The sequence below is a fragment of the Curtobacterium sp. DN_7.5 genome (assembly GCF_022655355.1).
Classification (GTDB): domain Bacteria; phylum Actinomycetota; class Actinomycetes; order Actinomycetales; family Microbacteriaceae; genus Curtobacterium; species Curtobacterium luteum.
In genome coordinates, this window is sequence record NZ_CP093378.1 from 3,509,463 (window position 1) to 3,528,746 (window position 19,284).

Here is a 19,284-nt window from a genome sequence, read left to right on the forward strand (position 1 = left end):
TGTCCTTGGACGTCGACGGCGCGTTCATCGTGCGAGCGCTTCTGCGAGGGGTCCCAGTGCGAGCACCGGGAAGTAGGTGAGGGCGGTGACGATCACCGCGACGCCACCGAGGAGGCCGATGAAGAGCGGCCGGTGGGTCGGGAGCGTGCCCGAGGTCGCGGGCACCTTGTCCTGCTGGGCGAGCGACCCGGCGAGCGCCAGGACGAGGACCATCGGGACGAAGCGTCCGAGGAGCATCACGACGCCGAGCGAGGAGTTCATCCAGGTGGTGTTCGCGGTGAGGCCGCCGAACGCCGAGCCGTTGTTGTTCGCGCCCGAGGTGAAGGCGTAGAGGAGCTCCGACAGGCCGTGGTTGCCCGGGTTGAAGATCGACGTCCCGACGACCTGCTCGCGGACGCCCGGGATCACCAGGGACAGCCCGGTGGCGAGCAGCACGAGCGTGGGCGTGACGAGGATGTACAGCGCCGCGAAGGTCATCTCACGGGCGCGGATCTTCTTGCCGAGGTACTCCGGCGTGCGACCGACGAGGAGTCCGCCGATGAACACCGTGATCACGGCGAGGACGAGCATGCCGTACAGGCCGGATCCCGTCCCACCGGGGCTGATCTCGCCGAGCATCATGTTGAGCAGCGCCATCATGCCGCCGATCGGCGTGTAGCTGTCGTGCATCGCGTTCACCGCGCCGGTCGACGTGGAGGTCGTCGCCGTCGAGAAGAGGGTCGAGCCGAGGATGCCGAAGCGCGCCTCCTTGCCCTCCATCGCGGAACCGGCGAGGTGCGTGGCCGCGCCGCCCCCGCCGAGCTCGGCGATCGACATGACCGAGAGCGACACCAGGAAGATGGCGCCCATCACGGTGAGGATCGCGTACCCCTGGCGGTCGTCGCCGACCAGGCGGCCGAAGGTGCGCGGGAGGGAGAACGGGATGACGAGCATGAGGAAGATCTCGACGAGGTTCGTCCACGCCTGCGGGTTCTCGAACGGGTGCGCCGAGTTGGCGTTGAAGTAGCCGCCACCGTTCGTGCCGAGTTCCTTGATGGCCTCCTGTGACGCGACGAAGCCGTCCGGGATGTGCTGCGTCCCGCCGATCAGGGTGGTCACGTCCGTGCCGGCCCCCCACGACTGGATGACACCGCCTGCGACCAGGACGATCGCGAAGACGAAGGCTCCGGGGAGCAGCAGGCGTCCGGTGCCGCGGACGACGTCCACCCAGACGTTGCCGAGCGTGCCGGACTTCCGACGGGCGAACCCGCGGACGAGTGCCACGGCGACCGCGAGGCCGACGGCTGCGGAGAGGAAGTTCTGCACCGCGAGACCCGCCATCTGGACGGTGTAGCCGACCGTCGCCTCAGGCGAGTAGGACTGCCAGTTCGTGTTGGCGACGAAGGACGCGGCCGTGTTGAACGCGAGCGACGGCCCGACGTTCGGCAGCCCGAGGTCCCCCGGCAGCACGACCTGGATGCGCTGGAGCAGGTAGACGACGAGGAGCCCGACGACGCTGAAGAGCAGCACACCGCGCAGGTATGCGGCCCAGGACTGCTCGGCGTCGGGGTCGACACCGATGACCCGGTAGACGCCGCGCTCGACGCGGTTGTGCCGGACGGGCGTGTAGACGCTCGCCATCCAGTCACCGACCGGGCGGTAGCAGACGACGAGGAGCAGGACGAGGAGCGCGACCTGGGCGATGCCGGCCCACGTGTCCCCGCTCATCAGAACTTCTCCGGCCGGACGAGCGCCCAGACCAGGTAGACGACAGCGGCGACGCCGAGGACGGCCGCGGCGATGGTGATGCCGATCACAGCCGCTCCAACCCCTTGGCGATGAGGGCGACCACGCCGAACACGGCGAGGACACCGGCGACGACGAACACGTCGAACACGAGGACTCCGTAGGTTGCACGGGCCCGCCACCGGGCGGTGCGGGCCGCACCATTGCTGGTGCGTCACCGATGGTGCGACCGGTGGCGCGCCTCCAGGCCGGTCCTAACGGAATCCTGACGCCGTCCTGACGGACGCGTGCGCGGTCCTAACGGGACGCTGCGTGGAGACGGGCCCCGAGCGCCGCCGTGGCCGCGCGCAAGGCCGGCGGACCCAGCACGGTGAAGTCGACGGCGAACCCGCCGACCCGTGCTGCCAGCGCCTCCCACGACCACGAACCGATGGTCAGGCGGCACCGCTCCGGACCCGTCGCTTCGAGGACGTCGGCGGGGTCCAGGTAGGGCGCGACCGCGCTCGCCGGGCACTGGAGCTCGACCGTACCGGTGCACGGCCAGGCGTCCTCGACCGCGGACCCCTTGAAGCGCGCCGCCACGAAGGACGCCGGGTCGCCGCCGGGGACCGCTCGTGGCGTGAACCGGAGCCGCGTCGGCGCCCGAGGCGTGATCCGATCGACCCGGAACGTCCGCCAGTCCGTCCGTTCGAGGTCCCACGCCAGGAGGTACCAGCGGCCGGACCGGGCGACCACGGCGTGCGGCTCCACCCGGCGGGGGTGCTCGTCCGGTCCGTAGCCGAAGCGGAGGACCTCCTGGGCGGACACTGCTCGGCTGACCTGCACGAGCACGTCCGGGTCGACCGTCGTCCTCGCGGCAGTCGTCACGACGTCGACCGTGCCGACACGGTTCCGGAGCCGCTCGGGCAGCACCTGCCGGATCGTCGCGAGCGCACGGACGGCGCCCTCCGCGATGTCGGCGCCCGACGCCGGCGCGACCGCGAGGGCGAGGGCGATCGCCACGGCCTGGTCGTCGTCGAAGAGCAACGGCGGGAGGTCCGCCCCCGCGGCGAGCCGGTACCCGCCGGCCGGACCCCGGAGCGCCTCGATGCGGTAGCCGAGCTCGCGGAGCCGGTCGACGTCGCGACGGAGCGTGCGCGGGCTGACCTCGAGACGCCCGGCGAGTTCGTCGCCCGGCCAGTCCCGGTGCACCTGCAGCAGGGACAGCAGCGTCAGCATGCGCGAGGACGGTCCGGACATGCGTCCAGTATCGAGGAAGAAGCGGTCACGATCTGACCGCATTGCGCGACAAGCTCGTCCCATGAGCATCGAGACCACGACCCACCTCAACTTCGACGGACAGGCCCGCGAGGCCCTCGACCACTACGCCCGTGTCTTCGGCGGCGAGGTCGCGTCCATGACCTACGGCGCGATGGGCGCCTCCGACGAGCCCGCCTGGGCCGACCGCATCGTCTTCGGGCAGGTGGCGACTGACGCCGGCTTCCGGATCATGGCGTTCGACGTGTGGCCTGGCCAGCAGTACGACCAGGGCAGCAACGCCTTCTACGTGTACGTCCACGGGGACGATGCGTCCGAGATCGAGCGGTACTGGACCGGGCTGCTCGACGGCGCCGAGGTCCGGCAGCCGCTCGCGCCGTCGGCCTGGGCGCCGCTGGCCGGGCAGCTCCGGGACCGCTTCGGCGTCATCTGGGCGCTCGACGTGGCCGCACCGCAGGCCTGACGGCTTTCCGGAGCACTTCTGCACGGAATCCGTCAGCCGGTACGGTGCCGGCATGCCCGAGTACCGACCGATGCCCGGCTACGAGCTCGGCCAGGGATGGACCGGGACGCGACGCCGTCGCTCCCGGTCCGCCCGGGTCCGACGCTGGGCCGGGCCCCCGATCGGGCTGTTCGCCCTCGTGGCCGCATGCCTGCTCGTGCGCTGGTACGCGGGCGTCGCGCACACCGTGGTGTGGGAGTGCGCCGTGTCGTCGTGCGGGACGAACGACCCCCGCTCCTTCGCGCCGATCGGCTCGTGGGTGCTCGTCGTCCTCGCGGCGTTCGGCGTCCGGACCCTGCCCGGCCGCGGCTGGTGGACCGGAGTGGCCGTGCTGCTGTTCGGGGCCGTCGCCGGCTGGTCGATCGACTGGTGGCGAACGCCGGGCATCGACCTCGAACTGTTCGTCACCCCGATCGCCGCCGGGGTCGTCGGCCTGGGGTTCCTGCTCGTGCAGGTCGGCCTGGCGGTGGACCGCGCCCGTGGTCGGGCGCACGTCGCTCGTCGGCGGGCGGCCAGGGGCGAGTGAGGGTCAGCGCGCGACCGTGAAGCTCTGCGACGGCCCCGCGCAGCTCGCGTCGTCCGGGCACGGCGCGTAGTCCCAGTTCGCGATGGAGACCGAGGCGTCCCCGGGCTCGATGTCGGACGGTACCGGGACGGACACCGACCACGATCCGTCGAACGCGTCGTCCGAACGCGCGGCATCGGCGAACGCGGTGTCCTCCGGCACGTTCTCGCCCCCGTGCTGCACCTCGATGCGCCACCCGCCGTCCGGCACGTGCACGTCGCACTCGTCGTCGGTGGCGAACATCACCGTGTCACCCGCGCGGACGGTGCCCGGTGTGACCGTGAACCGGGGGAGGCAGCCCGCCGTCGGGCCGTACACCGGCGACGCGGAACACCCCACCAGGACGCCGCTCACGGCGAGGGTCAGCACGAGGGCGGCGACGAAGCGCGAGTGGATGCGTGTCACTGGCTCATCATGCCCTGAGGACGATTCAGGCGGGAGTCCACGTGCTGACCGTCACCGCAGCGGTCACCTCGGCCGCGTCGAACTCGGTGCCCTCGGGGACGTGGTGGTGGCTGGGACCCATGTGCACGACGTCGTGGACGTCCTCGGCGCTGAGGTCCATCGTCCACGTCAGGTCCTCGCTGGACCGGCGGGCGAACGCCGGCGTCAGGGAGTCGTGCAGGCGCCGGTCCTTCTCCGGGTCGACGGCGATGGTCGCCGCCGCCAGCTCCGCCAGGTGGCCGGTCCGTGGCGTCACCACCACGAGCACGCCGTCGGGGTGCAGGACCCGCGCGTACTCGCGCTGGTTGCGGGGCGCGAAGACGTCCAGCAGGACCGCGGCCGCTCCGTCGACGACCGGGAGGCGCTCGGTCACGTCCCCGACGACGGCCCCGGCCCGCTCGTGGGCGCGTGCGGCGCGCCGGATCGCGATCGGCGAGAGGTCCAGCGCCACCCCGAGCCGGGCAGCACCCGCGTCGGACGTGCGGGGTGCGTCGGACCCGGCCCCGGGCCTCCCGTCCGCCGCGCGCAGCGCATGCGCGAGGTAGGTCCCCGGACCGGAACCGACGTCGAGGACGATGCCCGGGGCGGGCGCCGCGGCGACGATCGCGGCGATCGCCCGCTCGACGGGCGCGTAGTGGCCGCGGCCGAGGAACCGGAGCCGCGCGTCGACCATCTCCGGAGTGTCCGCCGTGAGTGCGCGTCGCTTGGCTGGCAGCAGCGTGAGGTGTCCCTGCTTCGCCTCGTCGAAGCGGTGCCCGTTCGCGCAGCCGATCTGCTCGTCGACGCGGGCGAGCGACTCGGCGCACACCGGGCACGCGAGCACGGGGAGCAGGTCGTCGCGCACCCGTCCAGCGTAGGGCCGCCGACCGCACCGGTAGGTTCTGGTCATGGCGATCATCCACGAGGCGGTCCTCCGCCCCTCCAAGGCCGAGGCGCTCGCCGTCTGGTTGCCGTTGCAGCCCTGGAGCGGCGTCACGCCCGGCGAGGCGGTCGAGGTCGTCGGCCGCTTCCGCTTCGACGACCCGGCAGGCGAGGTCGGGGTCGAGACGATCGTCGTCCGCACCGGGTCCGGTCGGCTGCTGCACGCACCGCTCACCTACCGGGCTGCGCCGCTCCGCGGTGCCGACGCGTTCCTGGTGACCGAGATGGACCACTCCGTGCTCGGTCGGCGCTGGGTGTACGACGCGACCGGGGACCCCGTCTACGCCGACGTGGTCCGCCGCGCGATCGCGACCGGTGGGCACGAGGCCGAACTCGAACGCGCGGACGGCGCCGGGTCCTTCGACAAGGAGGCCACGGCGGTGGGCAGCGGATCGGCACCGTCGTCGCCGACGGTCACGGCGGTCGACACCAGGACCGAGGAGGGCGAGACGACGATCGCCACGGGGCACGGGGAGCTCGTGGTCCTCCGGGTCGTCGGCTCGCCGGTGCCGTCGGGCGAGACCCTGCGGGCGACGTGGGCGACGGGGTCCGGCGTGCTCGTCGTCCTCGTGTAGCGCGCCGACCGGGCCCCGCGCGCCGGTCGAGCCGCGCGCGCCGGTCGGCCTCGCGGGCCGACCTCGTCGGCTGCCGGCGCCGCGCGGTCCGGGGGTACCGGCAGGGCCTGCCGCCGGCGCGGTCCGGCTGGCAGGATCGTCGGCGTGAAGACACTGGAGTTGCCACAGACCGACCTCACCGCGTCCGACGTCGTCGTCGGTCTCATGCGGATCAACGACATGAGCGACGAGGACGTCCGCGCGCTCTACTCGGCGTCGCGCGACGCGGGCGTGACCATGTTCGACCACGCCGCGATCTACGGCGGCTGGCACGGCTGCGAGGCGCGCTTCGCCGAGGCCGTGACCCTGTCGTCGTCCGAGCGTGCGGCGATCCAGCTGCAGACGAAGGTCGGCATCCGGCAGGGGTACTTCGACTTCTCGTACGAGCACATCCTGTCGTCGGTCGAGGAGTCCCTCGCGGCCCTCCGCACTGACTACATCGACGTCCTGCTGCTGCACCGCCCGGACGCGCTGGTCGAGCCGGAGGAGGTCGCGAAGGCGTTCGACGAGCTGCACGCGGCGGGCAAGGTCCACCACTTCGGCGTCTCGAACCACACACCCGGTCAGGTCGAGCTGCTGCGTCGTTCGGTGAACCAGCCGCTCGCGTTCAACCAGGTGCAGCTGAGCATCACGCACGCGAACGTCATCGCGCAGGGCGTCGCGGCGAACATGGGCGGGCTCGACCAGTCCGTGGACCGGGACAACGACATCCTCAACCACGCGCGGCTCAACGACATCACGCTGCAGGCATGGTCGCCGTTCCAGAAGGGGTTCTTCGACGGCGTGTTCCTCGGCGATCGCGAGCACTACGCCGAGCTGAACGACGTGCTCGACGAGGTCGCGGCGGCGCACGGCGTCACGCCGACCGGCATCGCGGTGGCGTGGATCACCCGGCACCCGGCGCACTTCCAGGTCGTCCTCGGCACGACGAACCCGCAGCGGGTGCGGGAATCGGCGGCGGGCTCGGACGTGGAGCTCTCGCGCGAGGAGTGGTACCGGATCTTCACGGCGGCGGGACACACCGTCCCCTGAGCGCGTTCGCGCCGCGCAGCGCAGCGCCACGCCGCGCAGCGCACAACCAAAGTCACCTCGAACCAGGGTTCCACGCGGTTCGAGGTGACTTTGGTTGTGCAGACATCGTGCGCCACGGACGGCAGGGTGGTCGCCACGTTCCAACTCACCCGGATCCCCGGGATGGCGCGTCGGGGATCCACGAGGCTCCTCGTCGAGGCCGTACGGGTCAGCAGCACGCAGCGCTCCGGCGGGGTCGGGACCGCACTGATGCGGTGGGTCACCGACGAAGCGGCGCCGGCGCTCGGGGCGTCGCTCGTGCAGCTCACCTCCGACGCAGCCCGGACGGACGCACACCGCTTCTCCGAGCGGCTCGGCTTCGTCGGGTCACACGTCGGGTTCAAGTTCACGCGCTGACGCGCGTCAGTCCTCAGACGGCGGTGACGGCACGGCGACGTCCACCGGCGACACCCGCGTCGGGTCCGCCGACGCACCCCCGACCACGTCGAACGAGATGCCAAGCTCGGCAGCCGTTTCTTCGTCGAGTTCGAGTCCGTCTTCCTTCACCTGGTCCTCGGGGATGGCCCGGCCACCGGAGGGGTCCCAGGAGTTCGCGATCGACATGCGGCCGAGCATGCCCGACCCGCATGGCAATCCGCCAAGAAGCGCGTCAGAGGTCGTCCGTGTGGAGCCGGTCGCCCGCCTGCGGACGTCGGAAGACGGGACCACCGCCGGCTTCGTCCTCGTCGTGGTGGTCGACCGGCGAGACGCTCGGGTCGGGCGAGTCCGGGCCCACGTCGGCGCCGCGGTCCTCCTCCACCTCGAGTTCGGTGGCGTCGGAGCCGTCCACGGGGACGGACGCGCCGGGCTGCTCCGGATCGAACGGTGTGCTCATCGACATGGGCCGAGCATGCTCCGGGACGGTGAACGGCGGGTCAACGCTGTCCGTCCGCCGCGATCAGCTCGAGCTGCGTGACGGCGACGTCCGTGACGGCGGAGAACGTGAACGCCGACCCGGCGCCCTCCAGGCGGAAGACCCGGGTCTGGCCGGCCCGGTCGAACTCCGCCTCGCGGACCGCTGACGACCCTGACCCGAGCGCCACGTCCCACGAGTAGCTCCCGGGCGTCTCGACCGTGACCGTGTAGAGCGACACCGGCACCGACGGCACCGCGAACGTGACGGACGCCCCCGCGGCGAGCGCCGTCGCGGTCCGCCCGGTGTCGTCGCTCAGCGGTGAGGACCCGACGGGCAGCAGGTCGACCGGGACGTCCCGGTACCCGTGCACCTCGGACGCGGAGACCGGCCGCGTGGCCGACGCCCAGCCGGCGGGCTCCGCGGACAGCGTGAACTCGATGGTCGACGCTGCGGCCACGACCTCGTGCGGGATGCTGACGGACTCCCAGGGCGCCCCGTCCACGGTGACCGACGCGACGTACCCGCCCACCGGCCCGGACACGACCTCGATCACGGTCGGCGTCGCACTGCCGTCCGAGGAGCCCGGACGGAGGACGGTCCGACGCACCGACGGCGGCACGAGCACGTAGGTGCCCGTCGACGGCGCCAGGGGGTAGAGGCCGATCGTGGCGAAGACGTACCAGGCGCTCATCTCGCCGTTGTCCTCGTCGCCGGGGTACCCCTGCCCGAGGTCGGAGCCGACGAACAGCCGCTCGAGCGCCGTCCGCACGACCCGGTGTGCGTCGTCGTGCCGGCCCGTGAACATCGGGAAGTACGGGATGTGGTGCGCCGGCTGGTTCGACATCCCGAGCATGCCCATCCGCACGTCGCGGGCCTCGGTCATCTCGTGGATGGGGAAGCCGTAGGAGCCGGACCGCTCGGTGGCGCCGGTCTCCGCGGTGGCGAAGAACGTGTCGAGCGCGGCGTCGAACCGGTCCGGACCGCCGTGCAGGTCGACGATCCCGGCGCCGTCGTGCGGCGCGGTGAAGGCGGTCCCCCACGCGTTCGTCTCGGTGTAGTCGTCGCCCCAGTCGCGCGGGTCGAACTCGGAGCCGATCCGCCACGAGCCGTCCGGGTCTCGTCCGATGAAGAAGCCGCGTTCGGCGTCGAAGACGTTCCGGTACTGCAGGGAGCGCCGGGCGAACCACTCGTGCTCGGCCCGGAGCCGGTCGCGGTCCGCGTCGGTGGTCGCGCGGTCGGCGAGCAGGTCCGCCATGACCGCGAGCCCCCAGTCGTTGATCGCGGCGTCGAGGGTCCAGCTCATCCCCTCGTGGGTCGCGGTGTCGACGTGGCCGCGGAAGGCGCCCGGGAGGCTCCCCTTGCGACCGACACGCTCGTCGCGCGGCGGGACGGTCGCGTTGCGCACCGCGCTCCGGTACGCCGCCGGCAGGTCGAACCCGTCGACGCCCTTCGCGGCGAGGTCCGCGAAGACCGTGTCGCTCGTGGTGCCGGTCATGCAGTCCTCGGCGCCGGGTGCGCTCCACCGGGGCGTCCAGCCGCCGTCGTGGTGGTGCTCGACGAAGCCCTGCGCGAGCTCGCCCGCCGTCTCCGGGGTGAGGAGCCCGAGCAGCGGCCACGCGGTGCGGTACGTGTCCCAGAACCCGTTCGTCGTTGTGAACGGCCCCTCGACGACCTCGGGTCCGGGCTCGTCGCGGATCGGGGACGCCTGCACCGAGCCGTACGGGGACCGGTGACGCGGGGTGCCGTCCAGCGCGGTCTCGCCGGCACGGTTCGGGTAGAGGAACAGCCGGTACAGGCCCGAGTACAGCGAGGTCAACTGGTCCGGCGTCGCCCCCTCCACGGCGAGCGTCGCGAGCTCGGCGGTCCACCGGTCCTCGGCGTGGGTGCGCATCGCGTCGACGTCCCCGGCGGCGTCGAGGTTCGCGCGGGCGTCCTCCATCGACACCGTGGAGATGCCGAGGAGCACGTCGACGTCCCCGTCGACCGCGAGCCACCCGCGCAGTCCGTCCTGGGCGACGACGGTGTGGTCCGCCGTGACCCGGGGCACCCGGACGTGGACGTGGTGCGGTGGGGTGCCCGGGCGGTCGTCGAGGAGGCACTCGACGACGGCCGTCCCGTCGGCGATCGTCACCGAGACGTCGGACACGCGGCCGTGGTGGTCGAGCACGACGCTGCGCGTGCCCGTGAAGCGGAAGCCGAGGGCGAACTCCCCCGCCGTCACCTCGGCCGTGACACCGTGGTCGAGGGCGACCCGGTAGCGGTGCGGGCCGTCCTGCTCGTCGTCGTGGTCGAACCCGAGCGCGCGGGCGGTCCGGTCGGGGTCCGGGGTGTCGAGCGGCGAGGGCATGACCTGGAACACCCCGCGGTCGCCCATCCACGGCGACGGGATGTGACTCGTGGCGAAGGCCTGGATCGCCGGACGCACCCGGTCCCCCTCGACCCGGGAGTGCTCGTGGAACGCGTACGGCCACCGGTTGCTCGACGCGTCGGTCATCGGCAGGCCGAACACCCCGCCGTGCGGCAGCCCGACGAGCGGTGCGGTGTTCCCGCGCGAGAACCGGGACGACGCCTGCGTGCCCCGGGTCGTGCGGACGTGGTCGAGCGGCGTCGTCGGGGCCGGCCGTGCCGGACCCAGCCGGACGTCGTCGAGCCAGCCGCGGAGCGCCGGGCGCTCCCCGTCGCCGGACGGGTGCTGCGCGTCGGAGCCGAGCCGGGCCTCCAGGCGGTCGACGACCCGACCCGCGAGCGGGGTGAGGTCGACCGCCCGACGGTTCCACTGGTCGACCCACTGCTTGCGGGCGGCGTCCTGCGCCTCGGGCGTCGGCGCGTCGCCGTACTGGTCGTGCGCGACGCTGCTCAGCCGCGTGCCGTCGGTGCAGACGAGGTCGAGCGCGAAGGCCGTGGCGTCCCAGAAGTGCGGGAGGTCGGCCTCGGTCGGCTCGGAGCGGCCGTCGGGCAGGGTCCGCTCCGGGAACCACACCCACGACAGTTCGTCGCCCGGCGCGATCGTGCGACCGGACCACCCGGGGACCACGCCCTCGGCGACACCGCCGCCGGACGGTCGTTCGACGGCCCAGGCCTCCGCCGACGAGTACCCGACACCGTTCCGCGCTGCGACGGCCGTCGTCGGCCCGCCGCTCCGTTGCAGCTCTTCCACCCGGCCAGCCTATTGGTCCACCGAGTGGACGAAACCTACTTGTCGTGCCCGGGGGCCTTGCCGGACTTGCCCGGGCCGCCGTCCGACGCCGGCCCGGCGTCGGACGCGGGGCCGCCGCCGGTCTGCGGGCTCTCGACCGGGTTCGAGGCCGGACTCGACGGCTCCGGCAGCGTGGTCGGCACGGGGGCCTGCGAGGGCTGCTGCTCCTCGGTCGGTTGCTGCTCCGGTTCGCTGGGCTGCTGCTCGGGTTCGCTCGGTTGCTGCTCCGGTTCGCTGGGCTCCTGCGCGGGCTCGCTCGGCTGGTCGTCGCTCGGCGCACTCGTGCTGCTGTCGGTCGGCGCCGGCGTCGGGCTGCCGCCCCCGAGGGCGACCACCGCGGTGACGATGCCGGCGAGGACGAGCAGTGCGACGACGACCGCGAGGACGATCGGGCCGCGCCGGCGCCGCCGCGGCTCGTCGTCACCTGGTCGGGCAGCCGGCGGAACCGGGGCACGCGGCGGGGTCGCGGCGGACCCACCCCGGCCGGCGGCGGCCACCCCGGCTCCGGCACCGCCAGCAGCGCCGGCAGCGCCCGCGGCGCCGAGGACCGTCGTCGCGACGTCGTCCGCACTGGAGGCACGGCTCACCGGCATCACCCGGGTCGCGTCCTCGGGACGGTCCGCCGCGCCCATCGGCTCGGTCGCCCCCATCGCGGCGGTCGCGGCACCGGCGGAGTCGGGATCCGCGGCGTCCGCAGCGGCAGCGGCAGCGGCGCCCACCCCGGCCGCTCCGGCCGCTCCGGCTGCTCCCGCCGCTCCGGCTGCTCCGGCGCGGGTCATCGCGCCCGGGGCGCCGGGCAGGAGCTGCGTCGCCGGGGCGACGTCGTCGCGGCCGAGGGCACGGAGGCGGTCGGCGGCCTCGGCCGCGGTCGGTCGGTCGTCCGGGTCGGTCGCCGTGAGCACGTGCAGGAGTGTGCGCCACGCCGTCGGCAGGTGCGGGTCGATCTCCGGGCTGCGGGCCAGCCGCGCGGTCGCGGACTCGACGGCGCTCCCGGGGAAGGGTCGCTTCCCGCTCAGCGTCTCGAGGAGCACCAGGCCGAGGGCGTAGACGTCGGCCTTGCCCGTGATCGGCTGGCCCATCACCTGCTCCGGCGCGATGTACGCGGCGGTGCCCATCACCGTGCCCGTCCCGGTCACCCGGGCGGAGTCCCGCAGGAGCGCGATGCCGAAGTCGGCGAGTTTGACGTGCTGACCGTCGGACTCGAGCAGGACGTTCGCGGGCTTGACGTCGCGGTGCACGACCCCCTGCGCGTGCGCCGCCGCGAGCCCGTCGGCGATCTGCGCGCCCACGCGGGCGGCCGTCACCGTGTCGAGCGGCCCCTCGCGGAGTCTCGTCGCCAGGTCGCTGCCCGGCACGAGCTCCATGATCAGGTACGAGTCGCCGTCGGCGTCGTCGAGTGCGGCGTCGTACAGGGTGACGAGCGCCGGGCTGCGGAGGGACGCCAGCACCTGGATCTCCGCTTCGGCCCGTGCCCGCTCACCGTGGTCGACCGGCCCGATGCGGAAGACCTTGACGGCCACCTCGCGCCCGAGCATCTCGTCGACCGCGCGGTACACGGACGCCATGCCACCGTGCCCGAGCGTGCCGGTGACGCGGTACCTGCCGCCGAAGACCCGTTCCTCCATGTCCGGCAACCTACCGGGGCGACCTGACGGGCCGCGCACCCCGGCGCAGCGCCGTCAGGTACAGCCGGTGCGCCGTGACGACGAGCGCGAGCCAGGCCAGCCCGAGCGCCCACGCCGCCAGGACGTCGGTGAGCCAGTGGTGCCCGAGGAACACCCGGGACGCTCCGATCGACACGACGAACGCCGTCCCGACGGCGATCGTCCACACCCGCACGACCAGCCGGGACTGCCGGAGGACGAGCAGGTAGACGATCGTCCCGACCACCACGGTCGCGTTGAGGGTGTGGCCGGACGGGAACGACGCCGAGTGCTCGTACGGGGGCACCGCGTCGGACAGCGGCGGTCGGGCCCGCCCGATCAGGTCCTTGCCCGCGATCGTCATGAGGAGCGAGCCACCGCTCGCCGCGACGAGCAGCACGAGCGGCGTCCAGGCCCGGCGTTGGATCGTGAAGCCGACCAGGAAGCCCACGGCGACGATGGGCATGCCGATGGTCCCGGCGACGTCCGTCCACCACGTGACGAGGGTGTCCGCCGTCGGTGACCGGAGGGTGAGCACCCAGTCGAGCACCGGGCGGTCGAGCACGGCGACGTCGTCTCCGGCCCGGACGGCGTCGTAGACCTCGGACGCGCCCCAGGTCGCCGTGACGGCCACGCCGATCCCGATCGCCAGCGTGAGCACGAGCACGGGCAGTGCGCCGTAACGGTGCCCGAGCGATGCCCACGCGTCCGCGACGGTCGCACCGGCTCGAGTGCGCCACCGGGTCAGGTCGACGTCACCGACCCGCTGGTCGGGGGTCTCCGCGTGCGTCTGGTCCATCGACCCACCCTGCCCGAGGGTCGGTGTGAGCGGTCAGTCCTTCGCGTCGGCGTAGCTGTCGACGACCGCGACGCTGAGCGGGAACGTGACCGGGAAGTCGCGGAAGAGCAGCCGTCCGGCGTCGACCGCTGCCGACCGGACCTGCCCGGCGACCCACTCGGCGTGCTGCTCGGGCGCGTGCACCACGAGCTCGTCGTGCACGAAGAACACCAGGTGCGGCCCGGCGGTGACCGGCCCCGGGAACCGCGCGGCGATGCGGGTCCGCAGTGCCCCCATCCACGCGAGCGCCCACTCGGCGGCCGTGCCCTGCACCACGAAGTTCCGGGTGAAGCGCCCCCAGCTGCGGGCCCGCGACTCCACCGCCCGCTGCATCGCGGGGGTGCCCTCGACCGAGTACGCGTGGTTGCGCGCCTCGAACCAGGAAGCATCAGGGACGGGTGACGTCCGCCCGAGGAGCGTCGTCACGGGCTCGCCGCGCTCCCCCGCGCGGGCGGCACGCTCGACGAGGGCCAGGGCCTGCGGGAACGCCCGGGCGAGCCGGGGCACGAGCCGACCGCCCTCGCCCTGGGTCGCGCCGTACATCGCGCCGAGCATCGCCCCCTTCGCCTGCTGCCGGGTCTCGACCGCGCCCGATGCCACCACGCCGTCGTAGAGGTCACGCCCGTCCCCCGCCGCGGCCATCGCGCGGTCCCCCGCCATCGCGGCGAGCACGCGCGGTTCGAGCTGCGCCGCGTCGGCGACGACGAGCTTCCAGCCCGGGTCGGCCACCACGGCGCTCCGGATGCCCTTCGGGAGCTGCATCGCTCCCCCGCCGTCCGCGGCCCAGCGACCGGTCACGACCCCGCCGACGACGTACTTCGGGTGGAACCGCCCGTCGCGCACCCAGTCGTCGAGCCAGGTCCACCCGTTCGCGGTGAGGAGGCGGGCGAGCCGCTTGTACTCCAGGAGCGGCTCGATGACGGGGTGGTCGAGTTCGCGGAGCTCCCACTTCCGGGTGCTCGTCACGGTCAGCCCCGCCCGGCGCAGTGCCCGCAGGACGTCGGCCGGCGAGTCCGGGTTGAGCGCGGGGTCGTCGAGGCGCTCGCGGATGACCGCGGCGATCTCCTCGAGCCGACGCGGACGGACGCCGTACGGCACCCGCGGCCCGAGCTCCTGTTCGAGGAGCCGCTCGTGCACGTCCACCCGCCACGGCAGGCCGGCGTGCAGCATCTCCGCCGCGACGAGCGCGCCGGCCGACTCCGCGGTCAGGAGCAGCCGCAGGGCACCGGGCGCCGAGGATGCGGCGACCGCGGCCGTCTGCGCCCGGAACTCGGCGACCGGGTCCAGCGGGTCGTCCGGCACCGGCGCGGCGAACAGCGCGTCGTCGAAGAGCGGGGCGTGCGTCGGCTGGGCGGCGCGCGCCTCCAGGACGGGTGGCGCGTCGAGCGCGTCGAGGGGTGCCGCCTGCAGCGCGGTCCCGCGGGCCGCGAGCGCTCCCCGCAGGACGCGGCGCCCGAGCCGCAGGTCGACGCACCGTGCGACGCGGCCGCCGGCCGCCAGGACGGCCGGGTACCAGCGCGCCGTGTCGTCCCACACCCAGCGCACGCCCGGTCCGTCGTGTGCTGCGACGAAGGCCGGGAGGCTCGACTCGGCGAAGCGCTCCGGCGCGCCGTCGGCGGTCCCCGCGTCCGTCAGCGGCGTCGCGGAGACGCTGCCGTCGACGCGGCTGAGGACGTGGTGCACGGGACGATCATGCCGTGCACCGCCGTCCGTCGGTCGCGGTCACTCCCCCGGGCGGACCGCAGCGGTGTCCGCGACGTCGATGCGGACGTCACCGTCGGGTGCCTCGGAGACCTCGACGCGGGGGTCCGCGTCGTGTGCGTCGGACCCGGACATGCGGCGGAGGGTGTCCTGTCGGCGCTCCTCGAACGTCATGTCGACGCCGTCGTCGAGGTGGTCGCGGTCGGGGTGCCGGTGGTCGTCGTGCTCGGTCATGGACCCGACCGTACGCGCGGCCCATGAACCTGACGAAGCTTCGACGATTCTGCGCTATCCGGACAACCCGCGATGATGGAGCGGTGCACCAGACGATCGACGACCACGAGGCGTGGCTGGAGGTCCCCGCTGACGCGGTCCCCGTGAACGCCACCGTCCGCTACGAGGACCGCGGCGAGCGCCACGTCGGCACCGTGGTCGACGAGCTCACGACCCCGGGAGCGACCGCGCTCGTGGTGCTCGACGAGGACGGCGCGCCGCGGGTCGTCCCGACCGAGGCCCGACTCGAGGTCCGCGTCGACGAGGTCCGCGTCGACGAGGTCCGGGTCAACACAGGGGGACGTTGACCGCCAGGCCGCCCATCGCGGTCTCCTTGTACTTCGTCGACATGTCGGCACCCGTCTGCCGCATGGTCTCGACGACCTGGTCGAGCGACACGTGGTGGACGCCGTCGCCACGGAGGGCCATCCGTGCCGCGTTGATCGCCTTGTTCGCCGCGATCGCGTTCCGCTCGATGCACGGGATCTGCACGAGGCCGCCGATCGGGTCGCAGGTGAGACCGAGGTTGTGCTCCATGGCGATCTCGGCCGCGTTCTCGACCTGCTCCGGGGTGCCGCCGAGGACCTCCGCGAGCCCGGCCGCGGCCATCGAGGCCGCCGACCCGACCTCGCCCTGGCAGCCGACCTCGGCCCCGGAGATCGACGCCCGCTCCTTGTAGATCGAGCCGACCGCGCCGGCGGTCAGCAGGAACCGCACCACGGCGTCGTCCCGACGGTCCGCCGTGACCTCGGGGACGTAGGTGAGCGCGTAGGACAGGACGGCCGGGATGATCCCCGCGGCGCCGTTCGTCGGGGCGGTGACGACCCGGCCCCCGGTCGCGTTCTCCTCGTTCACCGCCATCGCGACGAGGTTGACCCACTCCATCGCGAACAGCGGGTCGTGGTCGGGGTCGTCCCGGACGAGCTGCTCGTACCAGGTCGCCGCGCGGCGCCGGACGTCGAGACCACCGGGGAGCGTGCCGGTCCGCCGGACGGACCGCTCGACGCACTGCTCCATCACGGCGTGGATACCGAGGAGCCGCTCGCGGACGGCTGCCTCCGAGGTGTCGAGGGCGACTTCGTTCGCGAGCGCGATCCCGCTCACCGGCAGCCCGGAGCGTGCGCACTCGGCGAGCAGCTCGGCGCCGCTGGAGAACGGGTGCGGCACGTGGTCGTCGACGGGGATCGCGGCGCCGGCCACCTCGGCGCCGCCGACCTCGCCGCTCGCGGTCTCGGGGACTCGGTCGGTGTCGCCGTCGCCGTCGCGCGTGATGAACCCGCCACCGATCGAGTAGTACGTCTCGTCGGCGAGCACGACCCCGTCGGCGTCGGTCGCCCGCAGCCGCATGCCGTTCGGGTGCCGCGGGAGCATCGTCAACGGGTGGAGCACGATGTCCGCGAGCCGGAACGGCACGCTCGTGCCGTTCGCGAGGCGGAGTGTACCCGTTCGTTCGAGCTCCGCAAGGTCGAGCGCCATCCGGTCCGGGTCGACCGTCTCCGGGTCGGCCCCGGCCAGCCCGGCCGCGACCGCACCGAGCGTCCCGTGCCCGTGCCCGGTCGAGGCGAGGGAGCCGTAGAGGTCCACACGGACCGCGGCGGCGCCGGCGTCGGGCAGCCCGGCGGCGAAGGCGGCCCCGGCGCGCATCGGCCCCACGGTGTGGGAGCTCGACGGGCCGACACCGATGCTGAACAGATCGAAGACGGAGACCGGCACGCCGCCACACTAGCCCGTCCGGACGGACGGACGACCGGTCCCGTGCGGCCGCGGGGGTCGGAGCCGGCCCGGACGGCTACGGGACGAGGACGATCTTGCCGCGGGTGTGCCGCTGCTCGAGCTCGGCGTAGGCGTCCTGCACCCGGTCGAGCGGGTACGTCCCGGCGATCGGGACCTCGATCGCCCCGTCGGCGACCTGCATCGCGAGTGCGCCGAGGATCTCCGGGTCCGCGGTGTCCGCACTGCCCGAAGCCTTCGCCCCGAGCTCCGCCGCGACCTCGGACGCGATGATCGTCTCGATGCGGTCCACCGGGACGCCGAGCGCGACACCGAGGTGCACGTACTCGGGGCCGTACGTGTCGATGAGCGCGTCGACACCGTTCGTCGCCAGCTCCCTGATCCGCTCCTGCAGGCCGTCGCCGTACGACACGGGCCGGGCGCCCTTCGACCGGAGCCAGTCGTGGTTCGCCTCGGAGGCGATCGCGATGACGTCGATCCCCTCGTTCGTGAGCAGCTGCGTCACGAAGCCGCCGACGCCGCCGGCGGCCCCGGACACGACGACCGTCTCCCCCGGCCGCGGGTCCACGGCACGCACGGCCGCTGCCGCGGTCGTCGCGATGACGTCGAGCCCGCCGGCGACCTCCCACGAGAGCAGGTGCGGCTTCTGCACGACCTGGCCCGCCGGCACCGACACGTACTCGGCCTGGCTCGACCGCTCCCACGACCAGCCGAGGACCTCCTCGCCCTCGTCGACGCCGTCCACGCCCGCACCGACCGCCACGACGATGCCCGCGAAGTCGGTGCCCTGCCCCGAGGGCAGCTTCGACGGGTCCTCGCCGTCGAAGAGTCCCTGGCGGATCGCCGCCTCCCCCGGGTTGATGCCGGCGGCGCGCACCCGGACGAGCACCCTGCCCGCCTCGACCGGAGGGACCGGGACCTGCTCGACGTGCAGCACGGAGCGGTCACCCCACTCGGAGAACCGGACGGCGCGCATGGTGTCGGGGATCTCTGCCATGCCGACGACGTTACGCCCCGCCCGTCGACACCGGCCATGGACCGCTCCATCGGCACCGGCGTGCGAGACTGGCGCCATGCCCATCCTCAACAAGGACATGCAGGTCTGCATGTCGCTGGCGGCCCGACCGAGCAACATCGGCACCCGGTTCCACAACTTCCTGTACGACGAACTCGGGCTGAACTTCCTCTACAAGGCGTTCACGACGACCGACCTGCCCGGCGCCGTCGCGGGGATCCGGGCGCTCGGCATCCGCGGCTGCTCGGTGTCGATGCCCTTCAAGGAGGCGATCATCCCGCTCGTCGACGTCATCGAGGAGTCGGCGGAGGCGATCCAGTCCGTGAACACGGTCGTGAACGACGACGGGGTCCTCACCGCGTCGAACACCGACTACGAGGCCGTGGCGTCCCTGCTCGCGAGCCACGACGTGGACCGTGCCTCCCGGGTGCTGCTGCGCGGGTCCGGCGGCATGGCCAAGGCCGTGACGGCGGCGTTCCGCGGCGCCGGGTTCGAGCACCTGACCGTCGTCGCACGGAACGACGACACCGGCCCGGCCCTCGCTGCGCAGTACGGCTACGAGCGGGTCGCCGACGAGCGCGATGCCGGTGCGGCCGACGTCCTCGTGAACGTCACCCCGCTCGGGATGCGGGGCGACGACGAGGACACGCTCGCGTTCGTGGACGAGCGCGTCGCGGCCGCGCACACCGTCTTCGACGTGGTCGCGTTCCCGTCGGAGACGCCGCTGGTGCGCGCCGGCCGAGCTGCTGACAAGCACGTCATCACGGGCGCTGAGGTCATCGCCCTCCAGGCGGCCCGCCAGTTCGAGCGGTACACGGGCGTCGCACTGACGGACGACCAGGTGCGTCGCGCGAGCGAGTTCAGCCGCGCCGAGTAGCGGCGGTCCAGCGCGTCGGCCTGGAGGCCCGTGGCGGCGCCGCCACGGGCCTCCA

At 73.4% G+C, this 19,284-nt stretch carries 21 protein-coding genes; 7 read left to right on the forward strand and 14 right to left on the reverse strand.

Annotated features, from left to right (window positions below; translation table 11 throughout):
- Window positions 1–24 precede the first annotated feature (24 nt).
- The 3 genes from kdpA to MON03_RS16520 all read right to left on the reverse strand — a co-directional run bounded on the left by kdpA (window position 25) and on the right by MON03_RS16520 (window position 2,964).
- Window positions 25–1,707 (reverse strand): potassium-transporting ATPase subunit KdpA, encoded by a 1,683-nt coding sequence (gene kdpA / locus MON03_RS16510; protein WP_242089550.1) that lies wholly within the window; start codon window positions 1,705–1,707, stop codon window positions 25–27.
- Window positions 1,707–1,796: a K(+)-transporting ATPase subunit F gene (kdpF, locus tag MON03_RS16515; protein WP_042724093.1), complete on the reverse strand. Its 90-nt coding sequence runs from the start codon at window positions 1,794–1,796 to the stop codon at window positions 1,707–1,709. Before kdpF ends, kdpA begins: the two co-directional genes overlap by 1 nt.
- A 226-nt stretch (window positions 1,797–2,022) precedes the next feature.
- Complete coding sequence (locus MON03_RS16520; RefSeq protein WP_242089552.1) at window positions 2,023–2,964, reverse strand: helix-turn-helix transcriptional regulator; 942 nt, start codon at window positions 2,962–2,964, stop codon at window positions 2,023–2,025.
- Window positions 2,965–3,025: 61 nt separating this feature from the next.
- On the opposite strand from MON03_RS16520, the gene MON03_RS16525 reads away from it, so the two are divergent.
- Both MON03_RS16525 and MON03_RS16530 read left to right on the forward strand, forming a co-directional pair.
- The gene (locus MON03_RS16525; RefSeq protein WP_242089553.1) at window positions 3,026–3,445 is read left to right on the forward strand and encodes a VOC family protein; all 420 of its coding nucleotides are present in this window, start codon (window positions 3,026–3,028) and stop codon (window positions 3,443–3,445) included.
- 52 nt (window positions 3,446–3,497) lie between these two features.
- Window positions 3,498–4,010, forward strand: coding sequence for a hypothetical protein (locus MON03_RS16530; protein WP_242089555.1), 513 nt, complete (start codon window positions 3,498–3,500; stop codon window positions 4,008–4,010).
- A 3-nt stretch (window positions 4,011–4,013) separates the two neighbouring features.
- On the opposite strand, the gene MON03_RS16535 is transcribed toward MON03_RS16530, so the two are convergent.
- A complete protein-coding gene (locus tag MON03_RS16535; RefSeq protein ID WP_175328339.1) occupies window positions 4,014–4,454 on the reverse strand; it encodes a polysaccharide lyase family protein in 441 nt (146 codons plus the stop codon).
- A 25-nt stretch (window positions 4,455–4,479) separates the two neighbouring features.
- On the reverse strand, window positions 4,480–5,337 hold the full coding sequence (locus tag MON03_RS16540) for a putative RNA methyltransferase (protein WP_242089557.1): 858 nt from the start codon (window positions 5,335–5,337) through the stop codon (window positions 4,480–4,482).
- A 43-nt stretch (window positions 5,338–5,380) separates the two neighbouring features.
- On the opposite strand from MON03_RS16540, the gene MON03_RS16545 reads away from it, so the two are divergent.
- The 3 genes from MON03_RS16545 (at window position 5,381) to MON03_RS16555 (ending at window position 7,456) form a co-directional block, all read left to right on the forward strand.
- On the forward strand, window positions 5,381–5,989 hold the full coding sequence (locus MON03_RS16545) for a CG0192-related protein (RefSeq protein WP_022903915.1): 609 nt from the start codon (window positions 5,381–5,383) through the stop codon (window positions 5,987–5,989).
- Between the two features lie 144 nt (window positions 5,990–6,133).
- Window positions 6,134–7,060 (forward strand): aldo/keto reductase, encoded by a 927-nt coding sequence (locus MON03_RS16550; protein ID WP_242089559.1) that lies wholly within the window; start codon window positions 6,134–6,136, stop codon window positions 7,058–7,060.
- An 84-nt stretch (window positions 7,061–7,144) separates the two neighbouring features.
- Complete coding sequence (locus MON03_RS16555; protein WP_502798679.1) at window positions 7,145–7,456, forward strand: GNAT family N-acetyltransferase; 312 nt, start codon at window positions 7,145–7,147, stop codon at window positions 7,454–7,456.
- Between the two features lie 6 nt (window positions 7,457–7,462).
- Here the strand turns inward: MON03_RS16555 and MON03_RS16560 are convergent, their stop codons facing one another.
- From MON03_RS16560 to MON03_RS16590, 7 genes are read right to left on the reverse strand one after another with little or no spacing between them, the layout of a single operon-like run.
- Entirely contained in the window at window positions 7,463–7,663 is a 201-nt protein-coding gene (locus MON03_RS16560; RefSeq protein ID WP_175328343.1) for a hypothetical protein, read from the reverse strand.
- Between the two features lie 46 nt (window positions 7,664–7,709).
- Window positions 7,710–7,940, reverse strand: coding sequence for a hypothetical protein (locus MON03_RS16565; protein ID WP_022902570.1), 231 nt, complete (start codon window positions 7,938–7,940; stop codon window positions 7,710–7,712).
- A 34-nt stretch (window positions 7,941–7,974) separates the two neighbouring features.
- Window positions 7,975–11,112 carry a GH92 family glycosyl hydrolase gene (locus tag MON03_RS16570; RefSeq protein WP_242089561.1) on the reverse strand — a complete coding sequence of 1,046 codons (3,138 nt, stop codon included), beginning with the start codon at window positions 11,110–11,112 and terminating at the stop codon, window positions 7,975–7,977.
- Window positions 11,113–11,147: 35 nt separating this feature from the next.
- Entirely contained in the window at window positions 11,148–12,776 is a 1,629-nt protein-coding gene (locus MON03_RS16575) for a serine/threonine-protein kinase (protein ID WP_242089563.1), read from the reverse strand.
- A 10-nt stretch (window positions 12,777–12,786) separates the two neighbouring features.
- Window positions 12,787–13,593, reverse strand: a complete 807-nt coding sequence (locus MON03_RS16580) for a phosphatase PAP2 family protein (protein ID WP_242089565.1) — start codon at window positions 13,591–13,593, stop codon at window positions 12,787–12,789.
- 33 nt (window positions 13,594–13,626) lie between these two features.
- Window positions 13,627–15,315 carry a bifunctional 3'-5' exonuclease/DNA polymerase gene (locus tag MON03_RS16585; protein ID WP_175328346.1) on the reverse strand — a complete coding sequence of 563 codons (1,689 nt, stop codon included), beginning with the start codon at window positions 15,313–15,315 and terminating at the stop codon, window positions 13,627–13,629.
- Between the two features lie 39 nt (window positions 15,316–15,354).
- Window positions 15,355–15,567, reverse strand: coding sequence for a hypothetical protein (locus MON03_RS16590; protein ID WP_022902565.1), 213 nt, complete (start codon window positions 15,565–15,567; stop codon window positions 15,355–15,357).
- An 83-nt stretch (window positions 15,568–15,650) separates the two neighbouring features.
- Here MON03_RS16590 and MON03_RS16595 point away from each other — a divergent pair, with 83 nt between their 5' ends.
- Window positions 15,651–15,914, forward strand: coding sequence for a hypothetical protein (locus MON03_RS16595; RefSeq protein WP_242089567.1), 264 nt, complete (start codon window positions 15,651–15,653; stop codon window positions 15,912–15,914).
- Here MON03_RS16595 and MON03_RS16600 read toward each other — a convergent pair.
- Both MON03_RS16600 and MON03_RS16605 read right to left on the reverse strand, forming a co-directional pair.
- Window positions 15,895–17,319: an L-serine ammonia-lyase gene (locus tag MON03_RS16600; protein ID WP_242089569.1), complete on the reverse strand. Its 1,425-nt coding sequence runs from the start codon at window positions 17,317–17,319 to the stop codon at window positions 15,895–15,897. The two genes, MON03_RS16595 and MON03_RS16600, sit on opposite strands and share 20 nt — an antisense overlap.
- Before the next feature lie 76 nt (window positions 17,320–17,395).
- Window positions 17,396–18,334 (reverse strand): NADP-dependent oxidoreductase, encoded by a 939-nt coding sequence (locus MON03_RS16605; protein ID WP_242089571.1) that lies wholly within the window; start codon window positions 18,332–18,334, stop codon window positions 17,396–17,398.
- A 76-nt stretch (window positions 18,335–18,410) separates the two neighbouring features.
- Here MON03_RS16605 and MON03_RS16610 point away from each other — a divergent pair, with 76 nt between their 5' ends.
- The gene (locus tag MON03_RS16610; RefSeq protein ID WP_242089573.1) at window positions 18,411–19,229 is read left to right on the forward strand and encodes a shikimate 5-dehydrogenase; all 819 of its coding nucleotides are present in this window, start codon (window positions 18,411–18,413) and stop codon (window positions 19,227–19,229) included.
- Window positions 19,230–19,284: the final 55 nt, after the last annotated feature.

Bases quoted from the DNA above. Each gene is read 5' to 3' on its own strand.
- kdpA (WP_242089550.1), bottom strand. From the start codon at position 1,707: ATGAGCGGGGACACGTGGGCCGGCATCGCCCAGGTCGCGCTCCTCGTC.
- MON03_RS16520 (WP_242089552.1), bottom strand. From the start codon at position 2,964: ATGTCCGGACCGTCCTCGCGCATGCTGACGCTGCTGTCCCTGCTGCAG.
- MON03_RS16525 (WP_242089553.1), top strand. From the start codon at position 3,026: ATGAGCATCGAGACCACGACCCACCTCAACTTCGACGGACAGGCCCGC.
- MON03_RS16530 (WP_242089555.1), top strand. From the start codon at position 3,498: ATGCCCGAGTACCGACCGATGCCCGGCTACGAGCTCGGCCAGGGATGG.
- MON03_RS16545 (WP_022903915.1), top strand. From the start codon at position 5,381: ATGGCGATCATCCACGAGGCGGTCCTCCGCCCCTCCAAGGCCGAGGCG.
- MON03_RS16560 (WP_175328343.1), bottom strand. From the start codon at position 7,663: ATGTCGATCGCGAACTCCTGGGACCCCTCCGGTGGCCGGGCCATCCCC.
- MON03_RS16565 (WP_022902570.1), bottom strand. From the start codon at position 7,940: ATGTCGATGAGCACACCGTTCGATCCGGAGCAGCCCGGCGCGTCCGTC.
- MON03_RS16575 (WP_242089563.1), bottom strand. From the start codon at position 12,776: ATGGAGGAACGGGTCTTCGGCGGCAGGTACCGCGTCACCGGCACGCTC.
- MON03_RS16580 (WP_242089565.1), bottom strand. From the start codon at position 13,593: ATGGACCAGACGCACGCGGAGACCCCCGACCAGCGGGTCGGTGACGTC.
- MON03_RS16590 (WP_022902565.1), bottom strand. From the start codon at position 15,567: ATGACCGAGCACGACGACCACCGGCACCCCGACCGCGACCACCTCGAC.
- MON03_RS16605 (WP_242089571.1), bottom strand. From the start codon at position 18,334: ATGGCAGAGATCCCCGACACCATGCGCGCCGTCCGGTTCTCCGAGTGG.
- MON03_RS16610 (WP_242089573.1), top strand. From the start codon at position 18,411: ATGCCCATCCTCAACAAGGACATGCAGGTCTGCATGTCGCTGGCGGCC.